Source organism: Brucella pseudintermedia, from assembly GCF_008932435.1.
Lineage (GTDB): Bacteria > Pseudomonadota > Alphaproteobacteria > Rhizobiales > Rhizobiaceae > Brucella > Brucella pseudintermedia.
Genome location: NZ_WBWE01000012.1, coordinates 150,443 through 163,791, shown reverse-complemented (window position 1 = coordinate 163,791; position 13,349 = coordinate 150,443). Strand labels below are relative to the sequence as shown.

Here is a 13,349-nt window from a genome sequence, read left to right as displayed (position 1 = left end):
TTCAATCTACAGCAATCAGCGCCGCCGCAACCGCGCGATCTTCGGCCAGAAGCACATTGTAGGTGCGAACCGCAGCGCCTGTGCTCATAGGATCGGAAGAAATGCGATGGTTCCTCAAGATGGCACGAACGTCTTCGGGGATCCGGCGCAGATCCATGCCGGTTCCCACCAGCAGAATTTCAATATCGGATGCCTGCTCAAGGATCATTTCCAGATCGGCTTTAGCGAGCAGTGGCGGCGTGGCCGGTTCCCAGCCGTGAATTCCCGAAGGCAGACAAAGGATCGATCCGCGATGCGACATTTCCGCAAAGCGAAAGCCTCCATTGCCATAGGCATCGATGGGCGCACGACCCGGAAAATGGGCCTCTCTTATCTCTATCCCATGGGCCATTGTCAGCTTTCCAAATTCAGCGATTGCGCCAGTTCATCATCCATCGAATCGCTGGATTCATTCGCGCCCCGCGGCTTGAGGCCGAACTGAACCAGCAACGGAGCCGCGATGAAGATCGACGAGTAACTCGCGACTATGATACCGACGCTAAGTGCAAGCGCGAAACTGCGTATATCCGCGCCGCCAAAGGCATAAAGCGGAATATGCGCGAGAAACGTCACGAAGGACGTCAGCAGGGTGCGCGACAGTGTCTGATTGATCGACGCATCAATGATGGCGGGCAGCGGGGCGCGTTTATAGACACGCAGGTTCTCGCGCACGCGGTCATAAATAACCACCGTATCGTTTAGCGAATAGCCGATGATCGTCAGGATCGCCGCGACGCTCCACAGGTTGAATTCCATGCGGAACACAATGAACATGCCCGCCAGAATGATGACGTCGTGCAGGGTAGACAGCACCGCGCCGAGCGCAAGCTGCCAGCGGAACCGGACCCACACATAAATAAAGATACCGATCAGCGACAGGATGACCGCCAGAATACCGGCGCGGGAAAGCTGTTCCGAAACCGTCGGTCCGACGACTTCGACCCGCTGGAATGAATAATCCTGCTCGAACTCGCCGCGCAGCTTTACGGCGACGGTTTGTTCCGCATCGTCGCCGACCTCCTGACTGCCGATGATGACGAGAGCGGAACGCGGGGATTTTGCAGGCAGAACGCGCGCGCTGTCGATATTGAGTTCGGTCAGCCGCTCGGTGATGTCTTCGAGATTGGCGTCGCCACTGCGCGCCTGCAGCTCCACCATCGAGCCGCCACGGAAATCGATACCGTAGTTGAAGCCGATATTGACGAACAAGGCGATCACAATCGCGCAGGCGAGAACCGAAATGCCAAGCGTCACGAATTGCAGACGCATGAAAGGAATGTGCGTTACTGTCGGGACCAGCTTCAAGCGACGCTTCGGCACTTCCTTCGGCTTGGCCGTGCGCACCCATTGCGCAATCAGCAGTCGCGTGAAAGTGAGCGTAGTGAAGAGCGTCGTGCCGATACCGACCGCGACCGTCAGCGCGAAGCCGTGCACCGTTCCCGAGCCGAGCAGGAACAGAACGAGCGCAGCAATCAGTGTGGTGAGGTTCGCATCAATGATGGTTGAAAGAGCGCGATAAAAGCCGGATTCCATCGCCTGAACGACGGAATAGCCCTTGCGGCGATCTTCGCGAACACGTTCATAAATCAGGATATGGGCGTCGACGGCCAGACCTATTGTCAGCACCAGACCGGCGATGCTTGCAAGGCTGATCGAAGCGCCAATCAGCGAGAGTATGGCTGTGAGGATGATGATATTGACGGCGAGCGCGATCATCGCGATCACACCCAATATGCCGTAGGACAAGATCATGAACAGGCCGACCAGCAGCGCAGCCAGCAAAGCTGCCAGCGCAGCGGCGCTGGCGTAGTCCTCGCCCAGAGCCGATGCTATCGTGCGTTCTTCCAGAACCGTAACATTCTGTGGCAGCGCGCCGGAACGCAGCACCACCGCCATATTGTTGGCCGCCTGAAGATCGAACGCACCCGAAATCTGCAATTCGTTCGTGTCGAGCTTCTCGTCGACGGCAGGTGCGGAAACGATCTGATTATCAACGACGATAGCAAAACTCCCGCCAACCAGATGCGATGTTGCCTCGGCAAGGTTCTTGCGGCCCGCATCGTCCAGCGTGAGCGTGATGATGGGTTCGCTGTCGTCGTCCGAAAGCGTTGCCTTTGCGTCGGTCACATTCGCGCCAGTCAGGATCGGCTGCTTCTTGACCAGGTAACCGACCGGCGGGTCGTCATAAGAGTAGATAACTTCACTATCGGCGGGCGGCGTTCCACGAATGGCGTCGTCCGGCCCCATGGTGCTGTCAACGGCGCGGAAAGAAAAATTGCCGCGAACACTGAGAATGTCTTTCAGGAGCTGCGCGTCATAAACGCCTGGAACTTCGACCCGAATCTGATTGCGGTTTTCCACTTCGACGAGAGGCTTGCCATATCCCAGCTCCTCAAGGCGCTGGCGCATGATGTCCGCTGTGCGCTCAAGACCCCCTCGTCCCGGATTCTGCACTTGCAGGACCAGGCGCGAGCCGCCGGAGAGATCGAGTCCAAGGGAGATCTGCTGTTTCGGCAGGAAATTTGGCAGCTTTGCCAGCGTTTCACGCGAGAAAAAATTAGGGGAAGCGATGACGAAGCTCACGAGAACCGCGAGCCAGATCAGGGCAGATTTCCAGCGTGAAAAATAGAGCATGGAGCAGCAATTCCGTATCAGCTTGGATAGAGCAGGCCGGAGTTCACCTATTGCGAACCGCTCTCCGGCGTCGTGGCGCGCACGTTCTGGCGCTTGCCGAATAATGCACAGGCCCCGGTTATGGAAATCTTACCGGGGCCTGCATGTTGTAAAAGAATTACTTGTTCTTGTTGTCGGCGACAGGTTCGCCCTTCACGCGAACATCCATCAGGGTGCTGCGCATGACGCGGATGCGAACGCCTTCAGCAATTTCGACTTCGAGTTCGTTGTCATCAACGACCTTCTGAACCTTGCCGACAATGCCGCCGCCAGTGACGACGGTATCGCCGCGACGAACCTGCGACAGCATTTCCTGACGCTTCTTCATCTGGGTCCGCTGTGGGCGGATGATGAGGAAGTACATGATCACGAAGATCAGGATGAACGGCAGAATGCTCATGAGCATGTCTGGCCCAGCAGCGCCGCCGGATGCCTGAGCGAAAGCCGGTGTTACGAACATTAGGAACTCCTCTGAAGTCTCGAAGACAAATTATTAACGGCATTACAATGGTTAGCGCGCCAAATGCAACTGGCGATGACCCCGCCTGTGCCAAGGTCGCACACTTTTCGCCTCCGCTGTGGCATGTTAAGTCCATACTCCTATCATCAGGGGCATGAAATGACGACCGAAGACATACTCAGCCAAAAACTGGACCGCTTGATCGCCGCTCTGGAACGCATTGCGCCGCCGGAAGCCAGAACACCCGATCTCAATGCCGCAGACTGCTTCGTCTGGGCTCCCGAACGACTGACCCTTGATCCGGTCAAGCGTGTCAACCGAGTGGATATCGCGCTGATCCGTGGCGTAGATTTGGTACGTGACCAGCTTGTGGACAATACCCGGCGCTTCGCAAAAGGATTTCCGGCCAATAATGTGCTGCTCTGGGGGGCGCGCGGCATGGGCAAATCCTCGCTCGTCAAGGCTGCGCAGGCAAGCGTCAATGCGGAAATGCCGGACCATACCCCGCTCAAGCTGATCGAAATCCACCGTGAGGATATTGATAGCCTTCCGACATTGATGAATCTCATCAAGGATACGGACTATCGCTTCATCCTGTTCTGCGATGACCTTTCCTTCGATCACGACGATACGTCCTATAAATCGCTCAAGGCGGCGCTCGAAGGCGGTGTGGAGGGGCGTCCCGGCAATGTGATTTTCTATGCAACGTCGAACCGGCGCCATCTCATGCCGCGCGACATGATCGACAATGAGCGCTCGACGGCGATCAATCCTTCGGAAGCCATTGAGGAAAAGGTTTCGCTGTCAGACCGTTTCGGTCTCTGGCTCGGTTTCCATAAATGTAGCCAGGACGATTATCTCGCAATGGTTGACGGCTATGCGGCCTATTTCAAGCTGGCATACGATCCTGCCAAGATGCATGCAGAAGCACTGGAATGGTCCACAACGCGTGGAAACCGCTCCGGTCGTGTTGCGTGGCAATATATACAGGATCTGGCGGGTCGCCTCGGCATTGCCATGTAAAACGATGGAACAACGCATAAAAGAGAAAGGCGGACTTTTGGGTCCGCCTTTCTTGTTGAGTCACGTTCCGATCAGGATTCCAGATATTTGGAAGGATTGACCGGCGCGGAATTTTTGCGCACCTCAAAGTGCAGTTTCGGAGATTTCGCGTTGCCGCTCATGCCAGATTTTGCAACTTCTTCGCCGCGACGGACTTTCTGTCCACGCTGAACCAATATCTGGCTGTTGTGGCCGTAAACGGTAACGAGGCCGTTGTCGTGGCGGATCAGAACCGTCTGGCCGAACTCCTTGAGGCCGTCACCGGCATAGATGACAACGCCATTTTCAGCCGCCTTCACCGAGGTGCCTTCCGGAACCATGATGTCGATGCCGTCGCTTACCGAAGTGCCGTCACGCTGGCCGAAGCTTGCGAGAATGCGGCCACGCACCGGCCAGCGCATCTGCGAAATGCCGGTGGAGGAAGGCGCTGCCGCCTGATCCTTTTCGGCATCCTCGATCACCTTGTTGCTCGCCTGCGGCGGCGTGTAAGGCTTCACATCGGCGTTGGCGGCTGGGGCGGAAGCTGTCTTGGCCGGGTTTTCCGGCGGCTGCGAAACTGCGGCAACCTGCGTTGCATTGCCAGCTGCGGCGGACGGGATGACAAGCGCCTGTCCGACGCGGATAGCGCCGTTCGACAGTCCGTTGGCCTTCTTCAACTGCTCGACGGGCACATTGTGCTTCTGGGCGATGGAGAAGAGTGAATCGCCGCTCTTTACCGTATAGGTGCCGTTCGACGCTGGCGGCGTCGTTGCGTTTGCGCCCGCTGACGCCATATCGTTTGCCGAAGGCTTCTTGCCGTTGACGGCAGGCGCCTGCGGTACGACCGCGATATTGTTATCCGTTGGCCTTGGCGCGGACGGAGCAGCCGGAAGCTGTCCGAGAACCTTTTCCTGCGCGCCGTTCACGGTATTGCGCGTAGCGGTGGCGGCACTGGCAACCTTGGTTTCGGCTGCATTGACCGTGTTGTTCACACGGTTTGCGGCCATATCCTGCGCCTGACCGACCTGATTCTGGATGTGATTGGATGCGGCTGCGACCGGAGCCTGCACAGACTGGCGCGCTGCGGCAACAGGTGCCGCCATCGGCGCCGAGGACACCGGCGGCAGCGAATTGCGCTGAACAGAGCCGCTGGAAGCGGGAGCCACAGGAGCCGCGGATGCATAAAGATCGCCAGCCGGCTGCTGTGCGACACGCTGACTGGACGTAGAGCCCGTACTGATACCATCAGTGAAGCGCATCGTATCGGCACTGCACCCGGCACCAAAACCGGCAATCAGAACGATCGCGACATTCCGCAGGAGACGTTCAGACGTGTGCTGCAAAATTTGTAAACGCATGTTCAACTCGCCCATACTCGAAACTCAGTAAGGTGATTAAAACGCGTTAATGTTACTCTCTGGTTAAGAAGGGCAAATCTTCGAAAAAAGATTCACCAATTAAATACCATAAGCGCACAAAGCTGCCGAAAGCCCTCTCCGGCGATGCCGGAAAGAACCAGTCAGCCATCTTTTTGACGAATCAATATCTGCCGGTCAAAGAACGGACGAGACGCCTTCGATGAAAGGCTGATAGCGAACCGCCATCAGGTCCTCCTGCTCGAAGCGGCTGCCAACCTTGGCGATGCGCGTCATGACCTGCGGGCCATCGCCCGGACCGATGGGGGCGATCAACACGCCATGCGTCGCCAGAAGATCGACGAAATGACGCGGCACTTCGTCGAAGGCGAGCCAGATCAGGATGCGGTCGAATGGGCCGCCCGGCATTCCATGGCGACCATCGGCATGCTTGACCATGATGTTCTCGCGCTTCAGCGACACGAATTGCTGCAAGGCGTGGTCGCAAAGCTTGCGATAGCGCTCGACAGTCGTGACGCGACCGGCAAGAGTCGACATCACCGCCGCCGTAAAACCGGAGCCCGTTCCGATTTCCAGAACCCGATGACCGGGTTCCAACTTCAGCGCAGCGATGGCGCGGGCCTGTTCGTCGATGCCTTCCATATACTCGCCGCAGTCAAGCGGCGCAGTGCGGGGGCTATAGGCGAGATGAGACCATGCGGATGCGAGAAAACTCTGGCGAGGCGTGGCCTCAATGGCTGCGAAGAGACGCGGATCGTCAATACCGTATCCGCGCATCCGCATAACGAAGGATGCAAATCCTTCCCTGTCCGAAAGCCGTGGGCGCTCAGACGCTGCCTGCCTCATGCTTCAACCCCAAGTGCTGCGCTCAATTCTGCCCGAACCTTATGCGCGGTCAGATCAAGGTGCAACGGGGTGACCGAAATGCAGTCGGAACGAATGGCCGCAATGTCGCTGTCATCTGCGACAGGCGCCTTGCCGCGACCGAAGTGCAGCCAGAAATAAGGAAAGCCGCGTCCGTCCCGGCGCTCGTCGAGGCGCGCATCGTGGCTAAGCTTGCCCTGTGCCGTGACACGCACGCCCTGCACTTCCTCCGGGCCGCAGTTCGGGAAATTCAGGTTCAGTAGAACCCCTTCCGGCCAGCCAGCCTCCATCAGCTTTTTGATAAGGTCCGGCGCGTGGGCTTCCGCCGTTTCCCACGGCACGATGCGGCGGTCGCCTTCATATTCATATTCCTGCGACAGCGCGATCGCCCGTACACCCAGCAAGGTCCCTTCCATTGCACCGGCAACGGTGCCCGAATAGGTCACGTCATCGGCCATGTTGGCACCGGAATTGACGCCGGAGAGAACCAGATCGGGCGCGCCGGGCAGCACGTGACGCACGCCCATGATGACGCAATCGGTCGGCGTGCCGCGCAATGCAAAATGGCGTTCGTCGATCTGGCGAAGGCGAAGCGGTTCTGACAGCGTCAGCGAATGCGCGAGGCCGCTCTGATCGGTTTCGGGAGCGACCACCCAGACATCGTCGGAGAGTTTGCGTGCGATCCGCTCCAGAACTGCGAGGCCTTCAGCGTGGATACCATCATCGTTCGTCAGCAGAATTCGCACGTCATCACTCCTTCATCTATCAATGATTCTGATTCACGCAGCTTTCTCGATCCGCGTGAGGCCGCCCATGTATGGCTGCAATGCTTCAGGAATATGAATGCTGCCGTCTTCTTCCTGATAATTTTCCATCACGGCGATAAGGGCACGGCCGACGGCGACACCCGAACCGTTCAGCGTGTGCACGAAACGGGTCGACTTTTCGCCTTCCGGACGATAGCGGGCATTCATGCGACGGCCCTGGAAATCACCGCAGACCGAGCAACTGGAAATTTCGCGATAGGTGTTCTGGCCCGGCAGCCACACTTCGATGTCGTAAGTCTTCTGCGCGCCGAAGCCCATGTCGCCGGTACAGAGCACGACCGTGCGGAACGGCAGACCGAGGCGCTTCAGCACTTCCTCGGCGCAGGCGGTCATACGCTCATGTTCTTCAATGGCGCTGTCGGCATCGGTAATCGACACCATTTCCACTTTCAGGAACTGGTGCTGGCGCAGCATACCGCGTGTGTCGCGACCGGCGGAGCCCGCTTCCGAGCGGAAGCACGGCGTCAGTGCCGTATAACGCTGGGGAAGCGACTTCGCGTCGACGATTTCGTCGGCGACGAGATTGGTCAGCGGCACTTCGGCGGTCGGAATGAGCCAGCGGCCATCCGTGGTGCGGAAAAGGTCTTCCGAGAATTTCGGCAGCTGACCGGTTCCATAGACAGCTTCGTCGCGCACCATCAGCGGCGGCATTGTTTCGGTGTAGCCGTGCTCTGTCGTATGGAGATCGAGCATGAACTGACCGAGCGCCCGTTCGAGACGCGCGAGCGGCCCCTTCAGCACGGTAAAGCGCGAACCTGCGAGCTTTGCCGCACGCTCGAAATCCATGTAGCCGAGCGCCTCGCCCAGCTCGAAATGTTCCTTCGGCTGGAAAGCGAAGTTGCGCTGGTTGCCGACGCGGCGGATTTCGACATTGTCGCTTTCATCCTTGCCGAGCGGCACGTCTTCGAGCGGAATATTGGGGATGGACGACAGCGCGTCGTTCAGTTCCTTGGTCAGACGGCGTTCTTCGTCTTCGGCCTGAGCAAGAAAATCCTTCAACTCGGCAACTTCCGCCTTCAGCCTGTCAGCCGTTGCTGCATCCTTCGCAGCCATGGCCTTGCCGATTTCCTTCGAGGCAGCGTTGCGGCGCTCCTGCGCGGCCTGAACCTTGCCAACATATTCGCGGCGTTTCTCGTCCAGCGCCATCAGTTCGGACGACAGCGACTGAGCCCCACGCTTGGCGAGCGCTTTATCGAGGGTTTCAGGGTTTTCGCGTATCCATTTGATGTCGAGCATGGGAAAAGCCGTTTCGTGAAATTGAACAGAAGCAAGGCCGCACAACCTGCGACCTTACGGAATTAACGTGACAAATCAGGAGGATGAAGCGTTATTTTCAGCGTCGGTGTTTGCCTGCGCCTCATCCCGCTTCTTCTCGATCATGCGAGCCACGATGATTGAAATCTCGTAGAGAAGGATCGTCGGCAAGGCAAGGCCGATCTGGCTCGCCGGATCAGGCGGCGTCAGCACGGCAGCCACGATGAAAGCGATGACGATGGCGTATTTGCGCTTGTCCTTGAGGCCCGCCGACGTCACCAGCCCGACACGCGCCATCAGGCTCGTGACCACCGGCAGCTGGAAGACCAGGCCAAACGCAAAGATGAGCGTCATGATGAGGCTCAAATATTCCGATACTTTGGGCAGGAGGGAAATCTGCACTTCACCGCTGCCGCCGGTCTGCTGCATGGCGAGGAAGAACCACATCACCATCGGCGTGAAGAAGAAATAGACGAGCGCGCCGCCCATCAAAAACAGGATCGGCGAAGCGATCAGGAATGGCAGGAACGCCATGCGTTCGTGCTTGTAGAGGCCGGGCGCCACGAATTTGTAAATCTGCGCAGCAATGATCGGAAATGCCAGCACGATGCCGCCGAACATGGCCACCTTCACCTGCGTGAAGAAGAATTCCTGCGGCGCAGTATAGATCAGTTCTGCCTTCGAGCGATCCATGCCCGCCCAGTCGAGCGCCCACTGATATGGTACGACAAGCAGGTTGAACAGCTGTTTGGCGAAAGCGAAACAGAAAACAAATGCCACGAAAAATGCCAGAATCGCCCAGATCAGGCGGCGGCGCAGTTCGATCAGGTGTTCAAGCAGAGGCGCTGCGCTCTGTTCGATTTCGTCCTCGTCGCGTGTCACGCTTTGGTTCCTGTCTTCTTCGTGGTCTTTTTGGCAGGTGCTGCGGCAGCAGCCTTTGCAGTTTCCGATTTCGTTGACGCCGACTTCCGGGAAGCTGGCTTTGCAACCGGCGCTGCCTTGGCTTCTTTGGCTTTATTCCCTGCCTTCGGCGCAGCCTTGCGAGCAGGCTTTTTGGGCGCTGGAGCCTGTTCTGCGGCAGGCTCCACAGCAGGCGGCACCGGAGCGCCGCCAGCATCAACCGGCGTGGTCACTTCGGCTATTTTTTCAGGCGTCGCCGGAGACATGGACGATGTGGATTGGAGGCCAGCGCGCAAATCCTCGCCCGCGCTTCGAATCGGATCGAACACCTGCGTGATCTTTGAACGCGGGTCGAGCTTGCGGGTCTCGTCGATGATGGTCTTTACATCGTCAAGCTCAGCCTCTTTCAAGGCTTCGTCGAACTGCTGCTTGAACTCGTTGGCGGTCGCGCGCATGCGCGCGGTCGCTTTACCGAATGCACGCAGCATCTTCGGCAAATCCTTGGGACCGACCACCACGATCATCACGATCGCAATAATCAGAAGTTCAGACCAACCGATGTCGAACATATTCTTGATACCCCGCGCAATTCGCGCGCGCGTCCCGTCTTTCGGCGGAAAACCGCACTTGTAAATGGCAAAATATGCTGCGCGCTGTCCCGCACGCAGCATGCTTTATCCGTTAAAGCGCTTCCTGTTTGTCTGAATCATTGGAAACGCTGTAACTTTTTGTTTTTACGCATGTCTTTATCCCGAAACCGGTTCCTGCTTTCGGGAAACATGCTCTAGATCAGGACTTGGTGGTTTTCTTGACGTCGTTGACCGTCTCGTCAGCCTTGGCGTCGATCGTGCGCGCATCGTCCTTCGCATCGTCGTCGTTCATGCCCTGCTTGAAGTTCTTGATGCCCTTGGCAACGTCACCCATCAGCTCGGGAATCTTGCCGCGGCCAAACAGAAGAAGCACAACCGCCAGGACGATCAGCCAGTGCCAGATGGAAAAGCTACCCATTTTATTCCTCTCATTGCCGCAAGCGCGGCATGTTCCTGCAATGCCAATTACGATTTAAGCGCTTTCAACAAATCTTTCAAACAGAAGTGTGACGGTGAACGGCTTTGCGACAAATAAAATTGGCTGCAAAGCCCAGACCGGGATTATTCACCGCGTGGAGCGAGCAAGCCAAGGCTTTCCAGATCGATATCTTCGAGCGGCTCTTCGTCTTCCGTCAGTTCATCCGGGTCGACGTTCGGGACGGGGACGGCAAAACTCGATGGCATCCGCGCAGAAAGAAGCCCTGCCCCCCGCAATTCTTCCAATCCGGGCAGATCACGGATCTCCGGAAGGCCAAAATGGTCGAGAAACGCATCTGTCGTTCCATAGGTGACCGGGCGACCGGGCGTGCGGCGACGCCCGCGCAATTTGATCCAGCCGGTCTCCATCAGAACATCAAGCGTGCCCTTTGAAGTTTCGACACCGCGAATATCTTCCAGTTCGGCGCGCGTGACCGGTTGATGATAGGCAATGATGGCCAGCACTTCCATCGCAGCGCGTGAGAGCTTGCGCTGCTGCACGGCTTCACGGCTCATGAGAAAGGCGAGATCGGGGGCGGTACGAAACGCCCATGCGCTGCCAACCTGAACAAGATGCACGCCGCGCGTTTCATATATTTTCTGCAAATGCCTCAAAACCGGCGCAACGTCGACATTGGCGGGCAAACGTTCCGCCAGTGCGCGTTCGGAAACGGGTTCGGCTGACGCAAAGACAATCGCCTCGACAATGCGCGCAAGCTCGGCCAGCCCCTGCGTCGAGACAGGAGCCTCTGTTTCGATCTGATCGTCGTCGCTATCGATCGCAGCCAGATTTCGACGTTCCGCCTCAGACATCCTCATCCTCATCCCATTCGCTCAGGTCGCTCGTCGCCCTGATATAGATCGGCTCGAAAGGAGCGTTTTGCTTCACTTCCAGCTTGCCTTCCCGCACAAGCTCAAGGCTGGCGGCGAAGGAACTTGCAAGCGCCGAAGCCCTCTCCCGCGGCGAAAGCGCATAATCGATCAGGAAGCGATCGAGCGATATCCAGTCGCCGACCGATCCCATCAGGCGCACAAGCGCCACGCGCGCTTCTTTCAGCGACCAGACAGCCCGCTTGGCAATCTGCACCTGAGAAACCGCCTCGCGCTGCCGCTGTGAAGCATAGGCTGTCAGAAGGTCATATAGTGTAGCGGAAAACTGGCTGGTCCTGTCCACCATGACCATTTCCGGCATGCCCCGCGCAAAGACATCCCTTCCCAGCCGGTTGCGGTTGACGAGCTTCGCAGCGGCGTCACGCATGGCTTCAAGCCGCTTCAAGCGATAATGCAGCGAAGCCGCCAGTTCTTCACCAGTCGCGCCATCGTCGCCCTGCTGCTTCGGGATCAGCAGTTTCGACTTGAGATAGGCAAGCCATGCCGCCATCACCAGATAGTCGGCGGCAAGTTCAAGGCGCAAGGCGCGCGCCTGCTCCACAAATTGCAGATATTGCTCCGCAAGCGCCAGCACGGAGATGCGGGCAAGATCGACGCGCTGGCTGCGTGCGAGATGGAGCAGCAGATCTAACGGCCCTTCAAATCCCTGCACATCGATGAGGAGCGACGGTTCGCTTTCGCTGCGTTCTGTCTCGCCCTGCCACAGCGCATCCATCGGCACGAGCGTGCCGTCCTTGCCGTCTGTGTCTGCACCCGATGCTGCCAAGCCCGTTTCCCTGCTGATAAGATTTCATCGGCGGCCGGTCCGCCGACGATCTCAGTTTACCAAGTTTTGACGATTACGCTATCAGTTCGAACATGGCGCCGAATTCTGCACGCAGTTCTTCCTCATTGGAAAGATCGGGGTCGCCCGCATAGACTTCAGCCAGTTCGGCGCGGCGCTTTGCCTTGCCTTCGAGCACGGGCACACGCGCTGCAACTTCCTTCAATTCCTCCATCACGCCTGCGCAATAGAGAACCATATCGCAGCCCGCGCCAACGATGCCGTCCGCAATGTCGCCAAGGCTGCCCGAGAGCGCTTTCATGGAAATGTCGTCGCTCATCACAAGTCCATCGAACTGGATGACATCGCGAATGATGGTGTTGATGACGGTCGGCGACAATGTTGATGGGCGCTGTGGGTCGATGCAATCGAAAACGACGTGAGCCGTCATTGCCATCGGCAGATCGTTGAGCGCCTTGAACGGCACGAAGTCATGCGCGACCAGTTCATTCAGTGGAACGGTAACGCGCGCCAGCTCCTTGTGCGTGTCGGCAAAGGCACGGCCATGCCCCGGCATATGCTTGACTACGGGCAACAAACCACCGGCCAGCAAGCCCTCGGCAGCGGCTCGTCCCATTGCGGCAACCGCATGCGGATTCTTGGAATAGGCTCGTGCGCCGATGACGTCATGCGCGCCCTCCACAGGTACGTCCAGCACCGGCAGGCAGTCCACATTGACGCCGACCTTCAACAAATCGAATGCATGAAGACGAGCGTGAAGCCATGCAGCGCGCAGTCCCGCCTCGCGATCGCGCGCGTAAATCGCGCCTACTTCCGAGGCAGAAGGATAATTTGGCACGAGCGGCGGGCGAAGGCGCTGCACGCGGCCACCTTCCTGATCGATGAAAACAGGGGTCTGGTCCCGCCCCGTCAGGTCACGCATATGCGCCGTGAGATCAGAAACCTGTTCAAGGCTTTCAACATTGCGCGCGAAAAGAATAAAGCCCCAGGGCCTTTCGTCGCGGAAAAACGCGATTTCGTCTTCCGTCAGTTTCGTTCCCGACACACCGGCAATCCATGCCTTGCAGTCTATCATGCGCTTTTCCCCAATAATGTCCGGAAATGCTGTACTCAAACAAGCCCGCCCCGGTTTAACCGAAAAAATCAGAGCTTGGTAGTGGACCATGAAAAAGG

Annotated in this window: 14 protein-coding genes; 1 reads left to right on the top strand and 13 read right to left on the bottom strand. The window is 57.9% G+C overall.

The window, feature by feature from the left end; all coding sequences use genetic code 11:
* Position 1: 1 nt before the first annotated feature.
* From F9K78_RS16495 to yajC, 3 genes are all read right to left on the bottom strand, one after another.
* Complete coding sequence (locus F9K78_RS16495) at positions 2-391, bottom strand: Mth938-like domain-containing protein (protein ID WP_121982599.1); 390 nt, start codon at positions 389-391, stop codon at positions 2-4.
* A 2-nt stretch (positions 392-393) separates the two neighbouring features.
* A complete protein-coding gene (gene secDF / locus F9K78_RS16490; RefSeq protein ID WP_235925456.1) occupies positions 394-2,673 on the bottom strand; it encodes a protein translocase subunit SecDF in 2,280 nt (759 codons plus the stop codon).
* Positions 2,674-2,830: 157 nt separating this feature from the next.
* Positions 2,831-3,172 (bottom strand): preprotein translocase subunit YajC, encoded by a 342-nt coding sequence (gene yajC, locus F9K78_RS16485; RefSeq protein ID WP_006466672.1) that lies wholly within the window; start codon positions 3,170-3,172, stop codon positions 2,831-2,833.
* Between the two features lie 159 nt (positions 3,173-3,331).
* On the opposite strand from yajC, the gene F9K78_RS16480 reads away from it, so the two are divergent.
* Positions 3,332-4,195: an ATP-binding protein gene (locus F9K78_RS16480; RefSeq protein WP_121982597.1), complete on the top strand. Its 864-nt coding sequence runs from the start codon at positions 3,332-3,334 to the stop codon at positions 4,193-4,195.
* A gap of 71 nt (positions 4,196-4,266) precedes the next feature.
* On the opposite strand, the gene dipM is transcribed toward F9K78_RS16480, so the two are convergent.
* The 10 genes from dipM to nagZ form a co-directional block, all read right to left on the bottom strand.
* Positions 4,267-5,586, bottom strand: coding sequence for a cell division endopeptidase DipM (dipM, locus tag F9K78_RS16475; RefSeq protein WP_121986062.1), 1,320 nt, complete (start codon positions 5,584-5,586; stop codon positions 4,267-4,269).
* Between the two features lie 180 nt (positions 5,587-5,766).
* Complete coding sequence (locus F9K78_RS16470; protein ID WP_121982595.1) at positions 5,767-6,435, bottom strand: protein-L-isoaspartate(D-aspartate) O-methyltransferase; 669 nt, start codon at positions 6,433-6,435, stop codon at positions 5,767-5,769.
* The gene (gene surE, locus F9K78_RS16465) at positions 6,432-7,199 is read right to left on the bottom strand and encodes a 5'/3'-nucleotidase SurE (protein ID WP_114215526.1); all 768 of its coding nucleotides are present in this window, start codon (positions 7,197-7,199) and stop codon (positions 6,432-6,434) included. Before surE ends, F9K78_RS16470 begins: the two co-directional genes overlap by 4 nt.
* Positions 7,200-7,232: 33 nt before the next feature.
* On the bottom strand, positions 7,233-8,516 hold the full coding sequence (gene serS / locus F9K78_RS16460; RefSeq protein WP_121982594.1) for a serine--tRNA ligase: 1,284 nt from the start codon (positions 8,514-8,516) through the stop codon (positions 7,233-7,235).
* A gap of 75 nt (positions 8,517-8,591) precedes the next feature.
* Positions 8,592-9,416 (bottom strand): twin-arginine translocase subunit TatC, encoded by an 825-nt coding sequence (gene tatC / locus F9K78_RS16455; protein WP_121982593.1) that lies wholly within the window; start codon positions 9,414-9,416, stop codon positions 8,592-8,594.
* Positions 9,413-10,003, bottom strand: coding sequence for a Sec-independent protein translocase protein TatB (gene tatB, locus F9K78_RS16450; RefSeq protein WP_121986098.1), 591 nt, complete (start codon positions 10,001-10,003; stop codon positions 9,413-9,415). Before tatB ends, tatC begins: the two co-directional genes overlap by 4 nt.
* Before the next feature lie 220 nt (positions 10,004-10,223).
* Positions 10,224-10,442, bottom strand: coding sequence for a twin-arginine translocase TatA/TatE family subunit (locus F9K78_RS16445; RefSeq protein ID WP_121982592.1), 219 nt, complete (start codon positions 10,440-10,442; stop codon positions 10,224-10,226).
* 143 nt (positions 10,443-10,585) lie between these two features.
* Positions 10,586-11,314 carry an SMC-Scp complex subunit ScpB gene (gene scpB, locus F9K78_RS16440; protein WP_121982591.1) on the bottom strand — a complete coding sequence of 243 codons (729 nt, stop codon included), beginning with the start codon at positions 11,312-11,314 and terminating at the stop codon, positions 10,586-10,588.
* Positions 11,307-12,158 (bottom strand): segregation and condensation protein A, encoded by an 852-nt coding sequence (locus F9K78_RS16435; RefSeq protein ID WP_121982590.1) that lies wholly within the window; start codon positions 12,156-12,158, stop codon positions 11,307-11,309. The genes scpB and F9K78_RS16435 overlap by 8 nt, the downstream gene beginning before the upstream one ends.
* 73 nt (positions 12,159-12,231) lie before the next feature.
* Positions 12,232-13,251, bottom strand: a complete 1,020-nt coding sequence (nagZ, locus tag F9K78_RS16430; protein WP_121982589.1) for a beta-N-acetylhexosaminidase — start codon at positions 13,249-13,251, stop codon at positions 12,232-12,234.
* Positions 13,252-13,349 lie beyond the last annotated feature (98 nt).

Excerpts from the sequence above, each read along its gene's own strand:
- scpB (WP_121982591.1), bottom strand. The coding sequence starts at position 11,314 with ATGTCTGAGGCGGAACGTCGAAATCTGGCTGCGATCGATAGCGACGAC.
- secDF (WP_235925456.1), bottom strand. The coding sequence starts at position 2,673 with ATGCTCTATTTTTCACGCTGGAAATCTGCCCTGATCTGGCTCGCGGTT.
- yajC (WP_006466672.1), bottom strand. The coding sequence starts at position 3,172 with ATGTTCGTAACACCGGCTTTCGCTCAGGCATCCGGCGGCGCTGCTGGG.
- F9K78_RS16470 (WP_121982595.1), bottom strand. The coding sequence starts at position 6,435 with ATGAGGCAGGCAGCGTCTGAGCGCCCACGGCTTTCGGACAGGGAAGGA.
- tatB (WP_121986098.1), bottom strand. The coding sequence starts at position 10,003 with ATGTTCGACATCGGTTGGTCTGAACTTCTGATTATTGCGATCGTGATG.
- F9K78_RS16480 (WP_121982597.1), top strand. The coding sequence starts at position 3,332 with ATGACGACCGAAGACATACTCAGCCAAAAACTGGACCGCTTGATCGCC.
- F9K78_RS16495 (WP_121982599.1), bottom strand. The coding sequence starts at position 391 with ATGGCCCATGGGATAGAGATAAGAGAGGCCCATTTTCCGGGTCGTGCG.
- dipM (WP_121986062.1), bottom strand. The coding sequence starts at position 5,586 with ATGGGCGAGTTGAACATGCGTTTACAAATTTTGCAGCACACGTCTGAA.
- serS (WP_121982594.1), bottom strand. The coding sequence starts at position 8,516 with ATGCTCGACATCAAATGGATACGCGAAAACCCTGAAACCCTCGATAAA.
- F9K78_RS16445 (WP_121982592.1), bottom strand. The coding sequence starts at position 10,442 with ATGGGTAGCTTTTCCATCTGGCACTGGCTGATCGTCCTGGCGGTTGTG.
- nagZ (WP_121982589.1), bottom strand. The coding sequence starts at position 13,251 with ATGATAGACTGCAAGGCATGGATTGCCGGTGTGTCGGGAACGAAACTG.